Genomic DNA, 23,579 nt, shown 5'->3' with positions numbered 1-23,579 from the left:
GGCGGCCCCGCGGGCCGCCGATTCATTGAAATAAAATAGACTGTGAAAACTATTTTTTGATTAATTTCTGTTGGTAAACTGCTTTATCAGTTACAACCTTCAGAATATATACTCCGTTCGGAAGCATGCTTACATTGATCTGGCCATTGTTAAACTGCGTATTCACCACTTTTCCGGAAGCATCATAAACGGAAACGTTTAGGATTTTCTCTTGAGTTTTAATGGTAAGAATATCGGTCACCGGATTTGGATAGATACTGAATTCAATTTTCTTCACTTCAGCTGTTGCTAAAACAGAAGCTGTACTGTTTACGGTAAGGGTTTTCTCCACCACTTTTCCGTTTGAGTTAAACGTAATTTTAATATCAGCAGTTCCTGAAGCAATTGGCGTAAGAACAAGTTCGTCATTTCCGTTGATCACGGCAGAAACAGCTGCCGGATTTGAATTGGATTTAATTGATTTTACAATAGCTGATGAAAGGTTATCCTCATCGGAAACAATTGTTTTCAGATCAATCACAGAGGCGCTGTTTACACTAACCTGTGAAGGGAACGTATTGCTTACTGTAGGAAGTGTATTATCCGGGAATACGGTTACAGCAGGGAACCAATAATAATCGTTAAGCGTTTTTGTATTGGTAAGGGTTCCGGTTGCATCATAAGTATGGATCCAGTTTTTCTGGTAGTGGGCACCGTAACCGCTTTCTGTTGTATTTAAGATTAATTCATCCGTTATAGGATTCACGCGAAGTGCCGCACCGTAAGGAATCTGCTTGTAAGTACCTGTCTGACCTGGAATGGTAGCAAAGCTTTCGTTAAATGCTTTTGTCGTTACGTCAAATTTTACAATTTGTGCTCCTGATACAAAACTGTTGACTGAGTTATTCCAGTATAAAACATTCTGCTTGCTGCTCGCTGTAAAGCTTCCTGCATTCCATGCTCCCCATGATCCTAAATATTTAGTCGTAGGGATATTATATGGAGTCGTTGCAAAAGTCGTTGTATTAATGTTCACCACTTTCTGATCCTGAATGGCCCAGATGCTTCCGTCTTTGGCCTGAACAATTGAATGGAAAGCTCCAGGAATTGTACTCACCAGGGTATCAGTTGCAGGATCAATCACTAAAATTCCAGCAGATTGTTTTACTGCAAATACATATTTAGAAGAACGGACCATATTTCCGATCTGGCCGGCATACTGACCGCCACCGCCTGTTCCGGTGATCAGGCTTCCAACCTGCATATTCGCGATATCGAAAACAAAAATACCGTTCGAAGCTCCGATGTATCCTTTATTTTCATTCACCCCAACGAATGACCTTCCGTCACCACCACCGATGTTGTTAAATCCTGCAATTTTCTGCATTGTCTGCGCGTTGGCTACCACAAGTCTTCCTCCTGGAGTATACTGAGTATCGCCTCCGTCTGCAGCCTGCTTTGAAATAAAATAGAATTTATCTCCGTAGATCGTTCCAAACTGAGTGGTAGCACCAAAAGCCTGGTTGTTATTGGCATTACTGTAAACACGGTAATTGATCTGTCCGTTATTATCTATGAAGTTAACAGAACCGTTGGTGTGTCCGAACCATTCTTCGTTCACCATGAAATAACCATTCGTAAAATTGGTTGCTGTAACGTAAGCAGAAACCGGCGTTAATGTCGAAGAAATAGGGAAACTCTCCATTCCTGCATTAAAATTCCATACATCATAGGAACCATTCTGAAGCACACGGGATGTAGCACCTACTCCTGAATATCCGAAATCAGGATCTGTAGGATCTTTTACCCAATAGGACCAGTAGCTGTTGTACCATCCTGATCCCCAATGATCCGAAGCATCTGCTGCGGTATAATCATCAAAATCATAAGCCGCCGTATTGACAATCCCGTTGACAGGATAATAAGGATAGGTTACATTTCCGTTTTTGTAAAGCGCATTGCTGTTCTGTCCGTTCAGGTCAAAGCCCATTCCTCCGATTGCTGTTCCAAACTGTGTTCCCGGATAAAGCAAGGTGAAAAACCTGTGATCTGCCTTTGCAATTGCCTTCAGCATATCTTCTCCGGTCGCAGTTCCGTTCCATCTGAAACCCCATACCAAAGCATCAGGATTTTTGCTGTCATTCCACTGTACCACGAAAGCCGCTTCGTTGGTACCGCTTCCCACCCAATACTGGATATCAGAAAAATTGATGGTGGTCGTTACTGTTGTATTCAGCTGATTGCTGCCGGTGCCCTGAATATCATTTCTGGGTACGCCCTGTACTTTGATCTGTGCATTCGCAAAGAACGCAAACAGAAACAGTACGATAAAAAGGTAAAACTTTTTCATTTTTCGAATTATATGTATTAAATTTTGTTGTCTGTCGTATTAATTGAGATGTAAATCATAAGCTCCTGCCACTTCTGTAGAAACTTCTCCAAGCCAGCCGGCTTCCTGATTGATTCCCGTATACACCTTAATAAAATCGATGCCCGGAAGTTTTACATACTTTCCGTTCTTATCTACGGCCCATGAAATATCTATATTGGACGCTTCATCATTGTTCGGGGCATTGTCTGCATAACCGTAATCATACGATGTTCCCACCCAATAAGTCCCCGTTCCGCTCTGGTCATGAAAATTATCCTTAAGTCTGGTTCCCGTCAGGCTATAAGAAGCGCTGGAGAGCCATAAAGGATAATAGCTTTGTGCATGGAAGGCATTTTTAGTTTTAAATCCAGAATTCCCAATATTGTCCTGCCACTTGATGTACTCCACATCAGCTTGCCAAAACTCACTTCCGGGAACGGGGGGCTTACTTTCGTTGGGTTTGAAGTAGGTTATGCTGTAATTTTTTGTTGTTGAATTTTTAAAATATTCACTGCCGGCAATCTCGTACCATTCGTCCTCGTCCGGTTTACCGTTTTTATTTTTATCGTAGCCAACCATGATGATACCAGGTTCGCAGGATCCTGATCTGGTGGCATTGGCATCATTTCCCCAGAATGCATTTCCTAGAATTTTGAAATCTCTTCCGTCAAGATTGGGAATCGTATGATCGAAACCGAAAGCAACATAACCACCGAAGCCTCCAAGCGTGATCATCGTAGAATTGCCACCTACCAATGATTCTTTTGCTTTTCTAATCATATCGGTCTCCGTATACCCGTTGGCGTATTCCGGAATTTCATTCGTAAACTGGCCTACAGCCGGACGAAATTCAAAGACATCCAAAATATATTTGCTGTAAGGTGTAAGTTCTTTATTCACAATGATCGTTGACTTATAAATCTTCACCGCTCCTTTTATTTCGACTTTTAATGTCAAAGGATAGTTTTGCACGGTTGGACTTACAAAATCCAGCTGTAGCTGATCAGAAATCACAGCATCATTAATGCTCCATGTCAGTTTACCCTCAATTTTAGGATCAATATTCAAAAGCTTAAGCCTGTCAATCGTATAGGATTCCTTAAGTACTTCCGCAGGAAAAGTCACTTCCTCTACCACTTCTTCGCTGTCACTTTTACAGGCAACAGTTCCCAACAGAACCAAAGAGAGCAATATCGTTTTTAAAATATGTTTCGTTTTTCTTTCCATTTTTTCTGATCTGATTATTTATATAAAAAAGCAAAGTGAGCTGGGATATTCCCGCCTTCAGTTTTCCACTTGAATTTCCCTGTCTTGTCGAAACAGTACACATATCCTGTGGTCACATAGTTTTTCGCATCCGTTAGATAGATGTCTTCTGTATAAGGATTGACAGCAATTCCGTAAGGTGCTTTGATCTCATCCACATATTGCTGGTCGATAATTTTGTTGGAAATAACCTGTTCTGTCTTTACATCAATGATTCCAAAGGTCTTGACGTAAGCATGGGTATTGTAATTAAATTCATTACCATAATAGTACAGCTTGTCATTCACGATCGTCATTCCGCTTACGGCAACATGAAAGTCTTTTTTCACGGTTCCTGTAGCAGCATCCACAAGGAAAAGACTGGATGGAATATTGTAATAATCTCCTCTTGAACTCACATACAGATCTCCATAGTTGTCCTTTTTAATACGGTGAAGATTAATGGCGACATCAATTTTCTTGGTTTGCGTAAAGCTGTTCAGATCAATAACGGAAACGGTTTTATCATAATTCGGGAACATATATCCCCCGGAATTGGCCACAAAAAGCTGATCTCCCATCACTTCTATTTCTTCCGGCTGATACCCGACTACGACCTGTCTTTCGATGTTCAGGGATGTTGTATCAATTTCCACTACTTTTCCCGGCGGAGAGTTCGGATTCAGTTCAACCGGACCGGCATAGCTGCTGGCATAGACTTTATTTCCTTTAAAAGCCAGATAACGGCAGTTCTGCAGCTGTATGGTTTTGATTCGTTTAGCAGTTTTCGCTTCCAGTACTTCAATTTTATTGGAAACATTCACTACCACATACATTTTGCTTCCGTAGATCATGATATGATTTCCCACATCACCCAGCTCTTTTACTACAGAAGGGTTGATCTCTCCATAAATATTCTTACGGTAGGTTCCTGTTGCATAATCGAAATAATCGAGCGTACATTTGTTGCTGCCCATATTTCCTTCGTTCAGAAGATAAAAACCTTTAATAGGCAGATCTTGTCCGGTACTGACCTCTTTTGTTTCCGAAGGAACTATATTGTCATCTGTTCTACATGAGAACAGGAAGAAAAGAGTAAAAGCCAGCAGGCAAAAGTTTAGTTTTTTCATAATGTAAAGCTTACAATAAGTTTAAAATTTCTTCCGGGCATCGGATAATTCCTGACCACGTCATAGTATTGATTAAGGACGTTATTGACCTCAAAACCGGCTTTAATCTGATGAGAATGCCAGTTGAATTTTTTCTGAACGGATAAATCATGCGTGTACCACGGCTGAAGATAATTGGCTTTGATATTATTCAGCTGGGCATCATAACGCTCTCCGGTGTACATAAAACTGTAATTGAAACTCCAGTCTTTATAATCTGCCATCATGGTAAAGGTCAAGGCATGCCAAGGCACATAGGAAATCTGGTCGCCGTAATAGTCGTCAGTTTTATCGGTATAATCTCCGGCACGCTGATAGGTATAGCTTACCAAAGGTTTCAGTTTCACTTTATTGATTTCAAATTCCGCCTGAACATTCACGTCTGCCCCGATGATTTTCACTTCACCCAGATTCACCATCATCCATCTGAAAAGATTGGTAGTAGGCACAGCAATAATTTTGTTCTCTACTTCATTATAATAGCCATCCACTTTTATGTAGATGCCTTTAAAAAATTGATGGTCATAGAGCTTTTGGTAAGTAAAACCTGCATCATACTGATTGGTGTATTCAGGTTTCAGCATCACGTTTCCGATCATGGTGTAATACAGATCATTGAAAGTAGGCATCCTGAAGACTCTTTTGTAGAAAGCCCTTACGGTAAGCTCTTTGGATGCAAAAGGCTGATAACTAAGGAAAGCAGAAGGGGTCCATTCGGTTTTATCAGGAGACTTTGCATTCATTTTCACCTCTTCATGGACAAAAGTTCCGAGGAGGCTTCCCAAAAATTTAAAACGTTTCCACTGATAAGTCGTAGCAAAAGCAACGAGGGAAGTATATCGTGTAGGATATGAAAAATCCCTTAAACTGGCATCGAGATTATTATACTGAAAGTCAAAACTCGCACTTACATCCCAGTTTTGATTAATAGAATAGATATTGGAATTGGAAAAATAGAGTTCTCTCTGAACATATGAATTATCTATCGGCAGAACAGTTGTTGCCACATTCACCGTATCTAAAAACCGCGTGTAGTCATAGGCAAATTTAGCTTTAAGCTGCGTTTCGAACTTTGGAAATAATTTTTTACGGAAACTGGCCTGAACAAAATAGTTCTCATCCAGCATCTGCTGACCTTTAGGCGTGAAATTATTATTAACAATGGCTGTGGGAACTCCACGATCGGAAATATAGCCGAATCCGCGTACACTCCAGCTTCCATCGTTAATAGTACCGTTTAAAGCGCCTTCAAAACGCTTTGCACGGATATAGGAATCATATCTTCTCGCAATGGTATCATTGGCAACGGATCCGTCAGAGTTTTTCTTTTCATATTTAAATTTATACAATCCCTTACTCTGTACAAATTCCGAACTGAAACTTGCCGAAATTCTGTCTGAAAGCTTCTGTTCCACACGGAAGGAAGGATTAAATAAACTGATGGAGCCTAATTTCAGTTTCACCGTTAAGTTGGTCTTCTGATCTCCTTTAAAAACAGGTATTTTAGGCTGAAGATAAATAGATCCTGAAGATCCGAAGTCCTTTGCAGGCTGAAAAATTTCACTTTTCTGGCCGTTGTATAAAGAAATAGCTTCAAGATCATCCAGGGAAAACTTTCCAAGATCCACGATTCCGTTCTGAATATTTCCCAGCTGGATACCATCATAGAAAACACCCACATGCTGGCTTCCCATACTCCGGATATTCACCGTTTTCAGGCCTCCCATCCCGCCATAATCTTTGATCTGAACTCCTGAAAAATACCGTAGGGCATCAGCCACCGACTGACTGTTCAGCCTTTCAAGCTGTTCCCCGGAAAGGATCTGTGCAGGAAGAATTTCTTTAAAATCTTTTTTGTAAATCTGAACAGGAAGAATGGTTTTCACCCTGACGGTGTCTACCGATTGTGAGAATAGAAGTTGAGATGCTGCCACAAATAATGTGATAACGCCTTTTTTAAACTGTGAAGCAGTATATTTTCTGACCATTAGCTCATTGAGAATAATATTGACGCTAATGGATATAAGGTAGCAAAGATAAAGCGCAGCTGTTACTGCACAGAATCGTTGTTGTCCTAAGCTTTATTCCACGAAAGCATCAAACGTTTATCTTCTGGCAGGTCTTCTGACTTACTCCGTTTTTGAAATCCTTCCCATTAAAAAACAGTGGATATACTCTTCAAAAACTTTGATGTGGAGCTTACAGCAGCGGGTCTGTCCCGGATTTTCACCGGATTCCCTTTTAAGTGCTTGTTACAGCGCACCAGATTTCGGCAAAGATAGAAAATAATTAACAGATGCAATACATCACATAATAAATTAGCTATCAGCACTATAAAAACGCTCTACATCGTATTTCTTTCACGGTTAATCATCGCAAAAAATAAATATGTTCAGGAGTATGTATTAAACCCCGGTGGCTTCGAGATCCTCATCCACCGGGGTTTTAGAATTATAATACATGCAATAACATGGCGGCTTCAAGGTTCTTAGCCACCAAGATTCCGATTATCATAAGATTAAATTCCAAAATTGATAAAAACACTGAACCTTGATTTTGCTTCAATGTCACCGCTTGCCAGATTGGAATAAGCTGGCAGCATAACTTCCCCACCCAGACTGAACTTTTTATAGGAAGCCTCAAAACCGAGTTTTCCATATAAAGCGCTTCCGGCTGTTTTGGGCAATACTTCATCAAACTGTTTGTTTTTATCATAGACTTCGCCCTGAAGTCCGGCTTTGGCAGAGAAAATAGTTTTTTCATTTCCTGCAAGTTGATAAAAACCTGTTGCGGCGTAATTCCACTGGTTTCCGAAACGGTAATTCTTTTTGTTTTCAGTTTTTACCGTATAATCTGTATTGACCAGCACAGCCAGTTTATTCTTTTGAAACTTATAGTTCAAAGCGGCCTGATAATCCCAGCTTCCGGTTCCCAATTGAAAACTTGGGTTGACGCCGGAAGCACCTTTTTCATCAAATTTTCCCAAAGGAATTTTCACTCCCAGACCACCGTTGAGCTGATGGAAGTTATCCTTAGAACTGATGATCCGGTAGATTCCCATCAGGTTCAGATCTCCGATACCATTAATCTTGATATCGCCCTGCATTGTTCTCTTCTCATGAAAATGGAAGGGCAGGCTGGCGTATACACTCAACTTTTGTGTCAATGGAATTTTCCCCCAAACCTGCAGGGTATTGAAATACTGGTCCTGTGTAAGATCTTTTACAAAAAGGTTTTCTTTAGCTTTATAATGCTGGGCAAAATATTTGATCCCGATAAACTGAGGATTCAGTAAAGACTCAAAACCGGAAGATCCGTTTCCTGCCGCACAACCGCACGCATCACAGTCATCAAATACAATTTTATCCATATGATCTGCGATATACAGACTGTCGTTGACTGTTTTAGCCTGACAGACTAATGATAATGTCAGGCTCAGTATAAAAATTATTTTTTTCATGTTCATGATGCTCATTCTGCAAATTTTGGATTAGAAATAAAGTTTTTGTCGGATAAGGTTTTCAAAAAGGCGATGACAAACTGCTTTTCCTGAGTATTCATCGCAATTCCGACATGCCCGTTCTGTTTCAGCTGCGGATCCAGATTGGGATTATCCTCCACACTATCTGAATAGAAATTAAGAACTGCGCTCAGCGTGTAAAATCTTCCGTCATGCATATAAGGTGCGGTATATTCTACATTTCTGAGACTCGGTACACGGAATTTCATCCAGTCATTCTGATCAAGGGTCACGCGGTGACGGCCCGCATCTTTGAACTGATTATTGTAATACATTCCCGTATTCCTGAAACTCTCATCGGTAAATAATTCTCCGCTGTGGCAGGAAGCACATTTTTGGCTAAAAAGAGCCAATCCCTGAGATTCCTCAGAAGTGAAATTTTCTTTTCCCTGTTTAACCCTGTCATATTTCGAATCTGCGGAAATCATGCTGACCATAAACTGCGACAGCGCTTTTAAGACTCTTTCACCGGTTATACTTTCGTCACCATAAGCTGCCATGAAGAGTTTTTTATACATCGGATCAGCTTTTAATTTAGAAAGCACTTCCGGCATTGAACTGTCCATTTCATTGGCATCTGTGATTGGAATGATGGGTTGTTCGTTCAGATTATGGATCACGCCGTCCCACATATATCTTTTCAGAAATGCCATGTTTTGAATGGGTGGTGCATTACGGATTCCAATCCTGTCATCTACACCATGACTTACATTATGACCATGGTGCGTAAAAGCATTTTCCTGAATGTGACAAAAGCCGCACGATATGGTATTGTTTCTGGAAAGCCTGCCTTCGTAAAATAATTTTCTACCCAGTTCTACTCCATTTTTCGTCACCGGATTCCCGGATGCATCGAAAGTCATTTTCGGAAAGTACGATGGAAACTGTAATGAGTAGGCTTCATCTTTTTCCAGCGGCTGCATCACCTCATCTGAACAGGATAAACAACTTAGAAATGTAATGACTATCAGTATCGTCTTCAGTAAAACCCTAATCATTATGAACATGATCTACTTTAAACATTGCTGTAAGGTTATTCGTCACATCCAAAAGATGCGGACCGGAACCCATCATCATGTTATTTCCTGTCGTTAAAGAAAGTGTTTTGCTGCCGCTCAGAAACTGATTCAGATCTGCAAGAATGTGGATGGAAGGTCTTACCTGGGTTGTTACTCTGGCTGTAGTCGGAAGATTCAACGTAATTTCCCGGTAAAGATCAGGCATATCATTGGCTGTTATGTTTCCCATATTTCCGGTATGGTTCATGAATTCTGTATCTGCAGAGGATATTCCGTATTTCCCTTCCAGTTTTACAAAAATATAGCCGCCTGCCCATGACCAGGACATCCCTTTCTGTTTAGCTTTATTCCAGAATTCTGCCTGACCGTTCTGTCCCAGCAGGTAAGCCTTCTGGCTGATCCCCAGTCCGAATTTTACTTTCTTGTAATTGTTTTTCGGAATTCCATTCAGGTCAATATAGACCACTCCTGCAACGGCATCTGCCTGGTCTATGATAAAAGCTCCTTTATCCGGATTATTTTCATTGTATTTGAATTCGTTTCCACCTTCATCAATCAATGTGATATTGCTGACCACGTATTTTAGAGCTGAGAAATTATGTTTTTGTCCGGCAGCAGAAGTCTGAACAGTTTGGTTTAATACAATATCGCCAAGATTATTGAATCCGTTTTCAAATTTGATCTGAAGGTTTCCTGTAGAAGTATCCTGCGGATCATCGTCATCGCTGTTTCGGCATGATGATAGAGTGAATAAATTAAAGGCAATAAAGAGTAATGATAAAAATTTATAAATTTTCATTTTGATTTTTTAAGTTGAATTTTTAAAATAGAAATGCTTTTGAATGGGTGAGCATTCATTTTTTAACCACAAAAGGCGCAAAAGTTTTTTGACACATTAATTATTTAAAGTGTATTGAAAAACTGTATAGACAGCAGTCTTGATGTTTTTTTGTGGTCGCTAAAAATTAAAATTGAACTTAAAAAACCGGTGGTTTGAAAATGTGTTTGAGAAACAGAAAAGAATAGGCTGCTTCGTAGAGAAAATTGGAGTGTACAGAAAGAAAACTTTCCGCTTTATTGATTCCTGTAATTTCAGGAAGGGTACAGATATCAAGAACTTTTTGTCCTGAATTTTTGGTTTTGTTTAAAGGCGAAGAATCGGAATCATTTGTTTTTGCGAGTTCTTTGCTCAGGTAGCATTTACCATTACAGTGAAGTTCCGGTTTGCTTTTATTGATACAGAGAACGGTGGAGATATAATCATAATTTACAGCATACTCCATCAGTGGGATCAGAGGCCTGAACACCATATAAAGAGTAAGGAATATGCTGCAAATTAAATTCATCTGTTATTTCTTGCTTACGGCTTCTTCATATCTTCTGCTTACCTCTTTCCAGTTCAGCACATTCCAGATGGCAGTAAGATAATCTGCTCTCTTGTTCTGATATTTCAGATAATAAGCGTGTTCCCAAACATCAATCCCTAAGATCGGTGTTCCTTTTTCTTCTACAACATCCATCAAAGGATTATCCTGATTTCCTGTAGAAGACACAAATAATTTTCCGCTCTTATCCACAGAAAGCCATGCCCATCCTGAACCAAAACGGTCTGCACCTGCTTTGCTGATCTTTTCTTTAAAAGCGTTCATACTTCCGAAAGTTTCCGTAATCGCTTTAGCCAGTTTCTCAGAAGGCTGCGTATTTTTTACGGGTGTAAGAACGGTCCAGAAAAGCTCGTGATTGTAATGTCCGCCTGCATTATTTCTTACCGCCGGAGTAAGCTTAGAAACTCCTGAAAGAATCTGGAAAAGCGTTTGTTTTTCCTGTGGTGTTCCGGCAATCGCTTTATTCAAATTAGCAACATAGGCTGCAGCATGCTTTGAATAGTGAATTTCCATCGTCTGTGCATCTACTGAACCTTCCAGTGCATTGTATGCGTACGGAAGCGGTGTCTGCTTAAACTGTGCAAAAGCAAACTGTGCGGCAAATACGGCACTTAAAGCTGCTATTTTCAAAATCTTCATAACGTTTTGTTTTTATGGTTTAACAATATTTTTATACTTATAGAAGGGAAGCAGGACGATGGAAGCGCGAAGACATTTCTGTTTGAAGATGACTCTCCTTCATTGATATTTCTTCATCTCATCTTTTTAATCCTCTGCATTCATGATTTCCAGCCATCATTATCCCTGTCATTATCTTCTGCATTAAGACTCCTCTACTCTACGACCTCAACTTCATTGGCCTTTCAATCATTACATTAATGACCATCATTATCATTATCATTATCATTATCCTCATCATTAACTTCCAGCTTCATTCTTCCATCTCCCTTTCCCTACTCTATTTCAATAATTTCTTAATATCCTCGATCAATATTTCCCGGTCTGGATGATACTTGCCATTAAGTTTAGCAGTTTTTCCTTCCGGATCTTCATAATTCAATCCAGAGTAATAAAGGATAGGCATTTTATCTTTATTGTATCTGCAACGGATATTTCCTTCTTTATCCACCAAAGCGATCATTCCGCTGTGGTTAAGACTTTCGCTGTCATCTTCCTTATCCCCTACATAGATATTGAACTGGTCTGCCAGTTTTCCGATATAATCTCTGTTTCCCGTAAGAAAATGCCAGTCCGGAGATTTTGCTCCGACACTTTTAGCATGTTCTTTTAAGGCAGCGGGTGTATCATTTTCCGGGTCTATGCTTATTGAAATAATCCCGAATTCAGGACTGTTTACCTCATCTTCAATAAATCTCATATTCCGGTTCATCACAGGACAAATCGTAGGACATCTGCTAAAGAAAAACTCTACCAGATATACTTTTCCCAGCATATCTTTATTGGTTATTTTTTTGTTATTCTGGTCGGTGAGTTCAAAATCGGGAACCTTCATTACGGTGTACAGATTCTTCTTGAAATATCCCATTCCAACCCCTATTCCCAGAAACAGCAGAGCGAAAATCGCAATCGGAATGATCACCTTTTTCTTTGCTCCGTTTTTGGCCTTATTATTTTTGGACATATTTCTCAGGATTTTTTTTGAACTCGTCCTTACATAGGCTACTGCAAAAACCGTACGTTTTATTTTTATAGACTGCCGTATCTTTCATATCATCTTCTGTTTTCATGTGACAGATAGGATCTTCCGCATTGGCGAATTTTACTTTTTTAACCGTTGATTTTGAAGAGGCAGTGCTCTTTTTATGCTTTACTTTAGGGGTTTCCTGCGCACAGGCGAATAATGAAACTGACAATAGTGCAGTCAAAATAATTTTTGATTTCATTGTAATGGTCAATTGAAATTGATAGTATTATGAATGTGTAAATTAATTTTTAACACAAAGATCAGCATCGCTTTTACAACATCAGTCCGTAAAAAACGAAGACACTTTGAGAAAAAAAACTAAAAGAATAGTTGAAAATTTAAGCTAAAGGAGGATGGAATATTCTGGAAAAATATTCTGAATGAAGATCAATACTATAATCAGAATGTATAGCCTCATCTTCAGGCTCAGATTCTTTCTGCCCTAAAAATGAAAGGGTATCGTGGGACACAAAAACATCCAGAACGGATATTTTGATGACCTGGGAATTGTTGGACTGTTTTTCAGTTTTCGCCAATTCTTTGCTGACATAGCATTTCCCTTTACACGTTGACTGAGGAACATTTCTGTTCTCACATAGATTTTTTACAATATAATCATAGTTCACGGCATAGTTCACCAATGGCAAAACGGGACGTAGTGCAATGGTAAAAATGATGAATATGGATATAAAAAGTCTCAATGATCAGTTCTGTTGTACAAATATACTACTCAAATTGGGTTTATGGATTATTTATGATGAATGTCATTGATTATTTTTCGGTGAGCGGATACGGGTTTCGGGATCCGAGGTTTTGAGTTATGGAATAAAACGTTTAATGTAATTATTCTTTTTCGCGCAGATAGTGGTGATTTTGCAGATTCTTTTTTGTGTATGAAAAAACCTTATAGATTTTGGAAATCTATAAGGTTTGGGTGTTTTTATTTTTAAATAGATGATGTTGTGTTTCTTAATCGCAAAGACGCGAAGAATATGACAAACGGATGCTTTAAGGCGCTAGGATTTTATCTCCGATAAAATTGTATAATCCTAATAATGGATCGCTTATTCTAGAAGCTATTGCTTGACGGCTGCTACCTGCAACCTACCATCTGCAACCTAACCAAACTTCATCCTCTGAATCCTCACCGCATTTAAAATCGCCAGCATCGCTACTCCTACATCAGCGAATACGGCTTCCCACATCGTTGCCAGACCTCCGGCTCCGAGCACTAAGACCACTGCTTTTACCGCAAAGGCAAGAATAATATTCTGCCAAACGATCTTTTTGGTTTGTTTACCGATATTGATCGCCATTGGTATTTTGCTTGGTTTATCGTCCTGGATAACGACATCTGCCGTTTCAATCGTGGCATCGCTTCCGAGGCCGCCCATGGCAATTCCTACATCGCTGAGTGCCACTACAGGAGCATCATTCACCCCATCGCCGACAAAAGCTACGGTTTGATTTTTTGCTTTGATTTCTTTTACTTTATTTACTTTATCTTCCGGTAAGAGATCTCCAAAAGCATTGTCGATGCCCAGTTGGTCTGCTACATATTTAACAACGGTACTTTTATCACCGCTCAGCATGGTGGCTTTTACGCCCATTCTGTGCAGGTTGTCAACGGTTTCTTTGGCATCACTTTTTATACTGTCTGCAATGGTGATGTACCCTGCAAACTTTTTATCATAAGCTATGGCAATAAGTGTGTACACAATATTGGCGTGGTTGGTATCGTAGCTGATATTGAATTTATCCATCAGCTTAAAATTACCAACCAGTAATTCTTTTCCATTGACTGAAGCTTTTAGACCATGTCCTGCAATCTCTTCCACATTTTCCAGAGGAATAGAATGATCGATCTCACCTGCATAGTTATGGATTGCGGTGGCTACCGGGTGTGTACTTTTGCTTTCCAGCACATTGACCAGTTTCAGGATTTCGTCTTTATTGAATTCAGACTGAATGTTTACTTCCTGTACTTTGAATACGCCTTCCGTCATGGTTCCGGTTTTATCCATCACCACATTCTGAATTTCTGCAATGCTATCTAAGAAATTACTTCCTTTAAACAGAATTCCGTTTCTGCTCGCGGCTCCAATTCCCCCGAAATATCCTAAAGGAATGGAGATCACCAATGCACAAGGACATGAGATCACCAGGAAGATCAATGCTCTGTATAACCAGTCTCTAAACTGATAATCATCAACAAAGAAATACGGCAGAAGACAGATTCCTATGGCCAGAAATACAACAATCGGTGTGTATACTTTTGCAAATTTTCTGATAAACAATTCGGTTGGGGCCTTCTGCGCGGTAGCGTTTTGAACCAGTTCCAGAATTTTACTCAGCTTGCTGTCTTCATAAGCGGTATTTACTTTTACGAGAGCAATGCTGTTCATATTGATCATCCCTGCCAATACGGCTTCCCCTTTTGTTTTAGTGTCCGGTTTACTTTCACCGGTGAGCGCTGCGGTATTGAATGAAGCTGATTCAGTCATCAGCTCACCGTCAAGGGCCAGTTTTTCTCCGGGTTTCAATTGGATGATATCTCCTATTTTGGTTTCTTTGGCTTTAATGGTCTTTGGCTGACTGGCTTCAATGATCGTCACCTCATCAGGTCTCTGATCCAATAAGGCTTTGATATTCCCTTTGGCTCTTGAAACCGCCATTCCCTGAAATACTTCTCCTACGGAATAGAAAAGCATTACGGCAACACCTTCGGGATATTCCCCTATTACAAATGCACCTACTGTAGCGATTCCCATCAGGAAAAATTCGGAGAATACATCTCCTTTGATAATGCTTTCATACGCTTCCTTTAAAACCGGAAGACCTACGGGAGCATAAGCGGCCAGATACCAGACTAAACGTACCCAACCTGTGAACCATTCTGTTTTTATATAATTGTCTAATGCTATTCCAATCAGCAACAGCACGAAAGAGATGATGGCAGGAAGAAACATCTGGAAAGGTGTTTTGTCTCCTGTATCGTGAGAGTGGTCATGCCCGTCTCCTTCTGAATGATCATGCGTATGCTGTTCTTTCTTTTTTGGTTTTGTACTGCAACATTCTTCCATAAATACTATTTTGATGTAAAATTAGGGTTATACACGATGCAATACTATTGCAAACTTTCAAGACAGTTTTCGCAGATTCCTTTGGCAAAAAGTCTTATTTCATCGATTCTGAAATGGGTCTGAACATTTTGAGGAAAGGAAATATCTTCTCTGCAGGTGGTCTGTTTGCATATTTTGCAGTAAAAATGCAGATGCCAGTCTTTGTGGGTTTTCTCGTCGCAGCCGTCATCACATAATTTATATTTTGTGGTGGTATTTTCCTGTATGCTGTGGACAATTCCTTTTTCTTCAAACGTTTTCAGTGTCCGGTAGATGGTGGTCCTGTCTGCATTATCAAAATGATTTTCCACTTCCGAAAGGGACAGTGCAGCTTCCTGGGTACTCAAAAAATCATACACCAGAATCCGCATGCTGGTAGGCTTGGTATTTTTATCGATGAGTTTGGTTTCTATATCTTTTTTCATTTCTACAATTAATTTTTAAAGATGCATTTCCTGTTCTTCATAACCTTCCTCTTCAATCTGAAAGGTCGTATGACTGATTTTAAAATTCGCTGTAGTAACTTCCGTCAAAGTTTTCAGCAATGGATTCTGAGCTGTTCCGGTATCTCTGACAATATGTGCGCTCATCGCATTGACGCTTGATGTCAATGACCATACGTGAAGATCATGAACATCCTTCACTCCCGGAACTTCTTCCAGTGATTGACGCAGCTTGTGAATATCCACATCTTTCGGAGTTCCTTCCAATAATACATTGACTGCTTCTTTCAGCAAACGCCACGTTCTGGGGAAAATCAAAAGACCAATCAATGCTGAAATAATTGGATCTGCATAATACCAACCCGTTGTCAGCATAATAACTCCGGCGATCATAACTCCGATGGAAGTAAGCATATCCGAAAGCACTTCAAAATAAGCACCTTTCATATTCAGGCTTCCTTCTGAATCTTTTCTAAGGATCATCATTCCGATGATGTTGACGACAAGTCCTATTCCGGCTACAATCAACATTGTTTTACTCTGGACTGCAGGAGGATTCTGAAATCTTTGGTACGCTTCGTACAATACATACAGCGAAATAGCCAGTAATATGACAGCATTGATTACGGCTGCCAATATCTCTGTCCGGTAATACCCGAATGTTTTAGAAGCATCTGCCTTCCGCTCTCCTATTTTGATGGCAATAAATGCCAAAAACAAGCCCACCACATCGGTCAGCATATGTGCGGCATCCGCCATTAGCGCAAGACTTTGGGTAACGAGGCCGCCGATTACCTCAGCGATCATATAGGTTCCGCTCAGCAACAGGACAAAAAGCAGATTCTTTTTATGTCTGCTGGCCGGTGAACCTATTTGTGTTTTTATTTCTTCCATGTTTTTCTGAAATTTTAGTGGATCACATTTCGTAATACAAAGAATTATCTTTTTTGACAGGAACATTCTGATCTCCTATCATCTGTTTAATATTAATTTCGATGGTCTGTGCCAATGAAGTCACTGGAGTATCTACAGGTCCGTTTTCAAAAGGATCCTGCATGATAATGGAGGTCTTTTCTATCGCAAGAAACATCACCGGAATCAGGAACGTAATGATAATCTCAACAGCCAACTGTGCATCATCCAGTCCAAAAGGAAGTATGGCTGCAAAAACATAGATTAAAGTATGCAGCAAAATACTGTACGACCTTGGAAAAACCGTATTCTTCAGTCTTTCACATTTTCCCATGCTGTCGCAGAGTCTGGTGATGATGTCATTCAGCTGCATCTGTTGGAAATCCGTTAAGCCTTTTGAAGAAGCTGTCTCTCTGAGCTGTTGGGAATGGGCATCCAGAAGTGCATTCGGAACGTTGGCCGCTATGATTTGATGTTCATTCAGATAGTTTTGAACCCGGTCTGAAAAAGGCTGTCTTCTCAGAGATTCACCAAGTGTGTAGGTCCAGATAATCTGTCTTTCCGCAAATTCCTTGATGACCTTATCTTCTCCTGCGGGGAAAAACTGGATGACCAACCTCATCAGCGTTCTTGAATCATTTACTATCGCACCCCAGACGGTTCTGGCTTCCCACCATCTTTCGTAGGATTGGGAAGTACGGAACGCCAGCAGCAATGATACGGCCGTTCCCAAAAGAGCAGGAATATTAAGGGGAAGTGAGATTTTCCGGAACCATGGGAGAAGGTCTAATAATCCTATGGACACAGCAAATATTCCCATATACAGGATCTGGGGTTTTATTTCACGGATGAAATACCAGATGGATATTTTCTTGTTTAACAGCATAACTGAATGATGTATTAGAATGTTTCTTATATTCTGACTCTGAAAATGTACCGTAAACACCTCTAATTTAGGCATAAAAATCGGTAGTTCTTCCGGCCTGTTTCTATAAATCGATTATCATTTCCTTATTTTAATGCTCATGGCCGCCTGAATTAGAGAGCTTGGCATTAACGAAAAAGGCTCCTTTCACCACAATTCTGGCATCAGCAGGAATTCCTTTTACAGCTGTAATAGCTGTATAGCCCATATCTGATGTACCTTTTATCACTTCTACTTTTTCAAAATTCAAAGTCTTCTTATGTTCGGCAGCATCTCCTTTTTCATTTTTGTGATCGTCTCCACCTTCTTCCTCTTCATGTTCCTCCGGTTTTTTATCGGTACGGATGAAGACGTAGTATTTTCCGTCTGCTTCTACAATGGCCTCATTAGGAACCGCAGGCGTTGTATTTTTATCCAGGCTGACAATCCCTGTAATATTCATTCCATCGATCAGACCTGCTTTATTTCCTGTCACTGTGCCGTGTACCGAAACGGTTTTGCTTTCGTTTTCAAAGGAAGATCCTACACTGTACACCATAGCATCATATTCAATTTCAGGATTATTGGTCAGCTTGAAATGGACGATCTGCCCTACTCTCATTTTGGGAAGGTCTTTTTCAAAAACCTGCAGGTCAAGATGGATAGAATTATTGTCGATAACCTCCGCCACAGGCGACGAAACATCTACATAACTTCCGATCTGTGCTGAAATACTGCTTACAGTTCCGCTGATCGGGGCGGTAATCACCAATCCTGATCTCATATTGCCATTATTTACTTTCCCCGGACTGATTCCCATCATCTGAAGCTGTCTCAGAAGGGAAGCTTTTTTCGTTCTCAAGGTCTTAAGCTCGGCATCTGAACTCTGCAGATTTTTCTTGGCGCCTGCATCATTGTCAAAAAGCTCACGCTGTCTTCTGTATTCCTGCTCTGCATAGGTAATCCGGCTGTTTGTCGTCAGATATTCTTCCTGCAACTGGATAAATTCAGGATTCGCGATGGTGGCAATGACCTGTCCTTTTTTTACAATGCTTCCTACCTGTACGTTCAGGGTTTTGATTACTCCTCCATACAGAGAGGTGATGGTGGCTTTATTATTATTAGGAACCCTCAGAAGACCGTTGGCTTTTACGGTGGAAGTAAGTTCCTTCATTTCGATGGGACCTAAAGATATCCCGACCGATTTGATCTGATCTTCCGTTAATGAGGCGATAGTCTGTGGTGCTTCTTCATGACCGGCTTCAGCTTTTTCAGTTTTCACTTCGGGTTTTTCAACAGGCGTTTCTTTTTTCCCGCAGCTTAAAAGTAAAAGTGCCGTGACGGTCAGAGATATGATATTGTGCTTTATTTTCATGTTATTTATTGATGATTGAATTAATGGTAACTACAGATTGGTTGACCTGCTGAATAGATTCTAAATATTTCAACTGAATATTGGTAGCGGTCTGCAGGGCAAAAAGATATTCTACATAAGAGATTTCTCCCGTTTTGTAGCCTAACTGAGCTGCTTTAACAATTTTTTCCGCATTCGGAATGGCCTGACTTACATAATATTCATACTGCTGTGTATCCTGCTGATATTGCCCGAAAGCATTTTCAAGCTGCGTCGAAAGTTGTTTCTGCTGCATCTTCGCATTGGTTTCAGCGGCATATTTTTCATATTCCAGAGACTGCATTCTCGCTTTTGTCGCTCCAAACGTCAACGGAATGGCAACGCCTACAGAAAACGAATTGAAACGGTCTCCGGCATTATAGAATTTCTCCTGTCCGTTTTTGGTATGCAAACCTATCAGTGACTGGCTCGTCAGACCAAGGCTGAATTCAGGAAGTCCCTGTGATTTTTCCACATTTTTGTTCTTTTCGGCAATTTCCATTTCATGATAAAAAGCTTTGACCGTAGGATTGTTGGCGACTGATGAACTGTCCAGAATATTTTCGGTCTTCAAAGGTTCATAATCGCTTTTAAACGGAACTTCGAAATTCTCGGAAGTATTCAGCAATGTCTTTAAATTTTTATATGCATTGTTTAAATACACTTCATTCTGTTTCAACAGCAGATTGATTTCTCCTTTTTGGGTTTCTGCTGTATTAATTTCAATCTTCTTGATATCTCCCGCTTTAAATCTTACGGTTGCAATCCTGATAAAATCCTGATAAAGACTGTCGAGATCTTTCAGTTTAAATTTATTGTACTGAAGATATTCGATCTGATAATAATAGGTTCTTACCTGTTTTGTAAGTTCATTCGCCGAAACTTCTTTATCGATCTGTCTGGTTTTTATATTTTCAGTGATCAATTCTCTCCTTGCTTTGAACAGCGTAGGAAAGGGAATGCTCTGCGAAATGGCAAATGACTGGTCGAATTTCGGACTGTTGTATTGTCCAAGCTGTGCTTCAAAATTTAATTTGGGAAGTTCTTTTGCCGTTCCTTTCAAAGCTTCTGCTGATTTTATATTCAGATCTTTTGATTTTAAAACCAAATTGTTTTCGGCGGCCATTTCTACTGCCTGATCTACGGAAATCTGTCTGGTCTGCGCTTTGAACGTCTGTCCGAACATCAGAAATCCAAGAACAATAACTGTTGTGATGGGTTTAATTCTATTCATCTTTCGTGGAATCTTTGAATTAAAAATAATATAGAGCATTGGCAGAACAAATAAAGTAAGGAATGTAGCGGTCACCAATCCTCCGATGACTACAGTTGCCAATGGTTTCTGTACCTCTGCTCCTGCTCCAGTCGAAATCGCCATCGGTAAGAATCCTAATGAAGCTACTGTTGCGGTCATGAGAACGGGTCTTAATCTGGTTTTCGTTCCTTCATATACCCTCTTCAATACATCTGTCTCGCCGTCTTTTTCGAGTTGATTAAAGGTTCCGATCAAAACAATTCCGTTAAGAACTGCAACACCAAAAAGAGCGATAAACCCGATTCCTGCACTGATACTGAACGGCATATCTCTTAAAAGAAGGGCAAAAACCCCTCCGATGGCACTCATCGGAATGGCTGTAAAGATCAATGCAGCCTGTTTAAAAGAGTGGAAGGTGAAATAGAGCAGCATAAAAATCAGAAACAGGGAAACCGGAACCGCGATCATCAGACGCTTGCTGGCTTCCTGCAGATTTTCAAACTGGCCACCATAGGTAAAATAGTATCCTGAAGGTAACTTGATTTGTTTATCCAGTTTAGCCTGAATATCCTTTACCACACTTTGTACATCACGACCTTTTACATTAAATCCGATCACAATTCTTCTTTTTCCTTCTTCACGGCTGATCTGTGCAGGCCCCAGTTTATAGCTGACATTGGCTACCTGAGAAAGCGGAATCTGAGCTCCTGTCCCGGTCGAGATCATTAAATTATTCACATCATCAATATTCGTCCTGTGAAGGCTGTCGAGACGGACGACAAGATCAAAACGTCTTTCGTTTTCAAAAACCTGCCCGGCTGCTTTTCCGGCAAACGCTGTACTTACGGCATTGTTTACGTCTTCTATATTTAAACCATAATTGGCCATTCTCGTTCTGTCGTATTCTACATTGATCTGAGGAAGTCCGCTTATCCTTTCGATCTGAGGAGGTGTCGCACCATCAACGGTCTGGATGATCTTTCCTACTTTATCTGCATAAATAGACAGTGAATCCAGATTCTCACCGAAAATTTTAACGGCAACATCCTGTCTGATCCCCGTCATCAGCTCATTAAAACGCATCTGAATCGGCTGGTTCTTTTCAAAAAACACCCCGGGAATGGTTTCTAATTTCTCACTGATTTCATCGGCGAGTTCTGTATAAGATTTTTTTGATTTCCATTCGCTTTGTGGTTTTAAAACGACAATCAGGTCGGTGGCTTCAGGAGGCATCGGATCGGTAGGAACCTCAGCGGAACCGGTTTTTCCTACGACCATTTTCACCTCATCAAACTGTTTGATAATTCTTGAAGCCTGCATGGAGGTTTCGATACTCTGACTGAGTGAACTTCCCTGCGGCAGAATACAGTGGAATGCATAATCTCCTTCCTGTAACTGCGGAATAAATTCACCACCCATATTTTTGAAAATAAAGGCACTGATGACGAAAATAAAAATCGTAGCCGAAACAATGATGTATTTTACTTTAACAGCTTTATGCAGCATCGGCTGATAGATTTTCTGCAGGAAGTTCATCATCTTATCTGAAAAAGTTTCTTTATGCGAAATCTTTTTGGACAGGAATAAGGCGCTCATCATTGGAATATAGGTCAGAGAAAGGATTAATGCTCCTAAAATGGCAAATCCTACTGTCTTAGCCATTGGCGTAAACATTTTCCCTTCTACTCCGGCCAGTGTAAGGATCGGGATGTAAACGATAAGGATAATGATTTCTCCAAAAGCCGCACTGCTTCTGATTTTTGAGGCAGAAAGGAAAACTTCCTCGTCCATTTCGCTTTGGGTAAGATTCCGTACCGATTTCCTTACGCCTAAATGATGCAAGGTGGCTTCCACAATAATCACGGCGCCATCCACAATCAATCCGAAATCTATGGCTCCAAGGCTCATTAAATTGGCACTGACTCCGAAAACATTCATCATTCCCAAAGCAAAAAGAAGGGATAATGGAATGGCTGAAGCTACGATAAGTCCTGCTCTAAGGTTTCCAAGGAAAACCACCAATACGAAAATAACGATCAGGGCACCTTCTATCAGGTTTTTTTCTACGGTATTGATAGCTCTTCCGACAAGATCTGTTCTGTCTAAAAAGGGTTCTATCACCACATCATCAGGAAGGGATTTCTGAATGGTTGGGATTTTAGCTTTAATCAGGCTGACCACATCGTTACTGTTGGCTCCTTTCAGCATCATGACGACACCGCCTACGGCATCTACTTTTCCGTTGTAGGTCAGTGCTCCGTAACGCACAGCACTTCCGAAACGCACATCTGCAACGTCTTTTATAAAAATGGGAACGCTTCCTGTTTCGTTTTTAACGGAAATATTTTTAATATCTTCCAATGAGGTCACAAAGCCAATTCCACGAATAAAATAGGCATTCGGTTTTTTGTCTATATAAGCTCCACCGGTGTTCTGGTTGTTTTTTTCTAAGGCTGTAAAGATGTCGGAAATGCTTACGCCCATTGCTTTAAGGCGGTCTGGATTTACTCCTACTTCATACTGTTTCAATTCTCCTCCGAAGCTGTTGATTTCTGCAACGCCCGGCGTTCCATTCAGCTGCCTGCGGACAATCCAGTCCTGCATGGTCCGGAGTTCTTTAGCGGAATATTTCTTTTCGCTGCCTTTTTTCGGGTGGAGAATATACTGGTACACTTCCCCAAGACCTGTACTTACAGGGGCAAGTTCGGGAGTTCCCACTCCTTTGGGGATTTCTTCAACGGCCAGTTTCAACTGTTCATTGATCAGCTGTCTGGCGAAATAAACATCTACATTTTCTTTGAATACCACAGTGATCACAGAAAGTCCGAATCTTGAAATACTTCGGGTTTCCTGGATATCCGGAACATTGGCAATACTCTGCTCTATGGGAAAGGTAACAAGCTGCTCTACTTCCTGCCCTGCGAGTGTAGGACAAGCGGTGATAATCTGCACCTGATTGTTGGTAATATCAGGAACAGCATCTATGGGAAGTTTTGTAGCACTCCATACGCCCCAGATAATGAGAAGCAGGGTCATGATACCAACGACCACCTTGTTTTTTATACTGAATTTTATGATTTTATCTAACACGATCTGTATTTAATTTTTTATTGGTAATAACTGCATACGGCGATAATGCCGTTGCAAAAATATCACG

Annotated in this window: 18 protein-coding genes and 1 riboswitch; all 18 genes read right to left on the bottom strand. The window is 40.4% G+C overall.

All coding sequences use genetic code 11. The features are described from left to right. Positions 1 to 49 precede the first annotated feature (49 nt). The 18 genes from BUA72_RS20060 to BUA72_RS19975 all read right to left on the bottom strand — a co-directional run bounded on the left by BUA72_RS20060 (position 50) and on the right by BUA72_RS19975 (position 23,512). Positions 50 to 2,329 (bottom strand): DUF5074 domain-containing protein, encoded by a 2,280-nt coding sequence (locus BUA72_RS20060; RefSeq protein ID WP_072924792.1) that lies wholly within the window; start codon positions 2,327 to 2,329, stop codon positions 50 to 52. 39 nt (positions 2,330 to 2,368) lie between these two features. Further along, entirely contained in the window at positions 2,369 to 3,577 is a 1,209-nt protein-coding gene (locus tag BUA72_RS20055; protein ID WP_072924790.1) for a cell surface protein, read from the bottom strand. A gap of 14 nt (positions 3,578 to 3,591) precedes the next feature. After that, complete coding sequence (locus tag BUA72_RS20050; protein ID WP_047456562.1) at positions 3,592 to 4,725, bottom strand: YncE family protein; 1,134 nt, start codon at positions 4,723 to 4,725, stop codon at positions 3,592 to 3,594. Then, positions 4,722 to 6,752, bottom strand: coding sequence for a TonB-dependent receptor plug domain-containing protein (locus BUA72_RS20045; protein ID WP_083544259.1), 2,031 nt, complete (start codon positions 6,750 to 6,752; stop codon positions 4,722 to 4,724). Before BUA72_RS20045 ends, BUA72_RS20050 begins: the two co-directional genes overlap by 4 nt. Before the next feature lie 108 nt (positions 6,753 to 6,860). Then, positions 6,861 to 7,046: riboswitch (cobalamin riboswitch) on the bottom strand. A 236-nt stretch (positions 7,047 to 7,282) separates the two neighbouring features. Continuing rightward, on the bottom strand, positions 7,283 to 8,224 hold the full coding sequence (locus BUA72_RS20040) for a transporter (protein WP_072925074.1): 942 nt from the start codon (positions 8,222 to 8,224) through the stop codon (positions 7,283 to 7,285). Between the two features lie 11 nt (positions 8,225 to 8,235). Further along, positions 8,236 to 9,282 (bottom strand): cytochrome-c peroxidase, encoded by a 1,047-nt coding sequence (locus tag BUA72_RS20035; RefSeq protein ID WP_072924789.1) that lies wholly within the window; start codon positions 9,280 to 9,282, stop codon positions 8,236 to 8,238. Continuing rightward, on the bottom strand, positions 9,275 to 10,102 hold the full coding sequence (locus BUA72_RS20030; protein WP_052202321.1) for an MbnP family protein: 828 nt from the start codon (positions 10,100 to 10,102) through the stop codon (positions 9,275 to 9,277). Before BUA72_RS20030 ends, BUA72_RS20035 begins: the two co-directional genes overlap by 8 nt. Before the next feature lie 178 nt (positions 10,103 to 10,280). Next, entirely contained in the window at positions 10,281 to 10,649 is a 369-nt protein-coding gene (locus tag BUA72_RS20025; protein ID WP_072924787.1) for a hypothetical protein, read from the bottom strand. 3 nt (positions 10,650 to 10,652) lie between these two features. Continuing rightward, on the bottom strand, positions 10,653 to 11,327 hold the full coding sequence (locus BUA72_RS20020; RefSeq protein ID WP_072924785.1) for a superoxide dismutase: 675 nt from the start codon (positions 11,325 to 11,327) through the stop codon (positions 10,653 to 10,655). A 319-nt stretch (positions 11,328 to 11,646) separates the two neighbouring features. Beyond that, positions 11,647 to 12,330, bottom strand: a complete 684-nt coding sequence (locus BUA72_RS20015; RefSeq protein ID WP_072924784.1) for an SCO family protein — start codon at positions 12,328 to 12,330, stop codon at positions 11,647 to 11,649. Further along, positions 12,317 to 12,592 (bottom strand): YHS domain-containing protein, encoded by a 276-nt coding sequence (locus BUA72_RS20010; RefSeq protein ID WP_072924782.1) that lies wholly within the window; start codon positions 12,590 to 12,592, stop codon positions 12,317 to 12,319. Before BUA72_RS20010 ends, BUA72_RS20015 begins: the two co-directional genes overlap by 14 nt. 139 nt (positions 12,593 to 12,731) lie before the next feature. Next, positions 12,732 to 13,094, bottom strand: a complete 363-nt coding sequence (locus BUA72_RS20005; RefSeq protein WP_072924780.1) for a hypothetical protein — start codon at positions 13,092 to 13,094, stop codon at positions 12,732 to 12,734. Positions 13,095 to 13,511: 417 nt separating this feature from the next. Next, positions 13,512 to 15,476: a heavy metal translocating P-type ATPase gene (locus BUA72_RS20000; RefSeq protein ID WP_072924779.1), complete on the bottom strand. Its 1,965-nt coding sequence runs from the start codon at positions 15,474 to 15,476 to the stop codon at positions 13,512 to 13,514. A gap of 44 nt (positions 15,477 to 15,520) precedes the next feature. Continuing rightward, a complete protein-coding gene (locus BUA72_RS19995) occupies positions 15,521 to 15,940 on the bottom strand; it encodes a Fur family transcriptional regulator (RefSeq protein ID WP_072924777.1) in 420 nt (139 codons plus the stop codon). A 15-nt stretch (positions 15,941 to 15,955) separates the two neighbouring features. Next, positions 15,956 to 16,852 (bottom strand): cation diffusion facilitator family transporter, encoded by an 897-nt coding sequence (locus BUA72_RS19990; RefSeq protein ID WP_072925073.1) that lies wholly within the window; start codon positions 16,850 to 16,852, stop codon positions 15,956 to 15,958. A gap of 22 nt (positions 16,853 to 16,874) precedes the next feature. Next, a complete protein-coding gene (locus BUA72_RS19985) occupies positions 16,875 to 17,756 on the bottom strand; it encodes a bestrophin family protein (protein WP_072925071.1) in 882 nt (293 codons plus the stop codon). 130 nt (positions 17,757 to 17,886) lie between these two features. Further along, positions 17,887 to 19,149, bottom strand: a complete 1,263-nt coding sequence (locus BUA72_RS19980; protein WP_072924776.1) for an efflux RND transporter periplasmic adaptor subunit — start codon at positions 19,147 to 19,149, stop codon at positions 17,887 to 17,889. A gap of 1 nt (position 19,150) precedes the next feature. Continuing rightward, positions 19,151 to 23,512 (bottom strand): CusA/CzcA family heavy metal efflux RND transporter, encoded by a 4,362-nt coding sequence (locus BUA72_RS19975; RefSeq protein ID WP_072924774.1) that lies wholly within the window; start codon positions 23,510 to 23,512, stop codon positions 19,151 to 19,153. Positions 23,513 to 23,579: the final 67 nt, after the last annotated feature.

This window comes from Chryseobacterium sp. OV279, assembly GCF_900128945.1.
GTDB lineage: Bacteria > Bacteroidota > Bacteroidia > Flavobacteriales > Weeksellaceae > Chryseobacterium.
This window is presented reverse-complemented; position numbering and strand designations above follow the sequence as displayed.

Bases quoted from the DNA above. Each gene is read 5' to 3' on its own strand.
- BUA72_RS20040 (WP_072925074.1), bottom strand. From the start codon at position 8,224: ATGAAAAAAATAATTTTTATACTGAGCCTGACATTATCATTAGTCTGT.
- BUA72_RS20025 (WP_072924787.1), bottom strand. From the start codon at position 10,649: ATGAATTTAATTTGCAGCATATTCCTTACTCTTTATATGGTGTTCAGG.
- BUA72_RS19980 (WP_072924776.1), bottom strand. From the start codon at position 19,149: ATGAAAATAAAGCACAATATCATATCTCTGACCGTCACGGCACTTTTA.
- BUA72_RS20050 (WP_047456562.1), bottom strand. From the start codon at position 4,725: ATGAAAAAACTAAACTTTTGCCTGCTGGCTTTTACTCTTTTCTTCCTG.
- BUA72_RS20020 (WP_072924785.1), bottom strand. From the start codon at position 11,327: ATGAAGATTTTGAAAATAGCAGCTTTAAGTGCCGTATTTGCCGCACAG.
- BUA72_RS20000 (WP_072924779.1), bottom strand. From the start codon at position 15,476: ATGGAAGAATGTTGCAGTACAAAACCAAAAAAGAAAGAACAGCATACG.
- BUA72_RS19995 (WP_072924777.1), bottom strand. From the start codon at position 15,940: ATGAAAAAAGATATAGAAACCAAACTCATCGATAAAAATACCAAGCCT.
- BUA72_RS19990 (WP_072925073.1), bottom strand. From the start codon at position 16,852: ATGGAAGAAATAAAAACACAAATAGGTTCACCGGCCAGCAGACATAAA.
- BUA72_RS20055 (WP_072924790.1), bottom strand. From the start codon at position 3,577: ATGGAAAGAAAAACGAAACATATTTTAAAAACGATATTGCTCTCTTTG.
- BUA72_RS20035 (WP_072924789.1), bottom strand. From the start codon at position 9,282: ATGATTAGGGTTTTACTGAAGACGATACTGATAGTCATTACATTTCTA.
- BUA72_RS20045 (WP_083544259.1), bottom strand. From the start codon at position 6,752: ATGGTCAGAAAATATACTGCTTCACAGTTTAAAAAAGGCGTTATCACA.
- BUA72_RS20010 (WP_072924782.1), bottom strand. From the start codon at position 12,592: ATGAAATCAAAAATTATTTTGACTGCACTATTGTCAGTTTCATTATTC.
- BUA72_RS20060 (WP_072924792.1), bottom strand. From the start codon at position 2,329: ATGAAAAAGTTTTACCTTTTTATCGTACTGTTTCTGTTTGCGTTCTTT.
- BUA72_RS19985 (WP_072925071.1), bottom strand. From the start codon at position 17,756: ATGCTGTTAAACAAGAAAATATCCATCTGGTATTTCATCCGTGAAATA.
- BUA72_RS20015 (WP_072924784.1), bottom strand. From the start codon at position 12,330: ATGTCCAAAAATAATAAGGCCAAAAACGGAGCAAAGAAAAAGGTGATC.
- BUA72_RS20030 (WP_052202321.1), bottom strand. From the start codon at position 10,102: ATGAAAATTTATAAATTTTTATCATTACTCTTTATTGCCTTTAATTTA.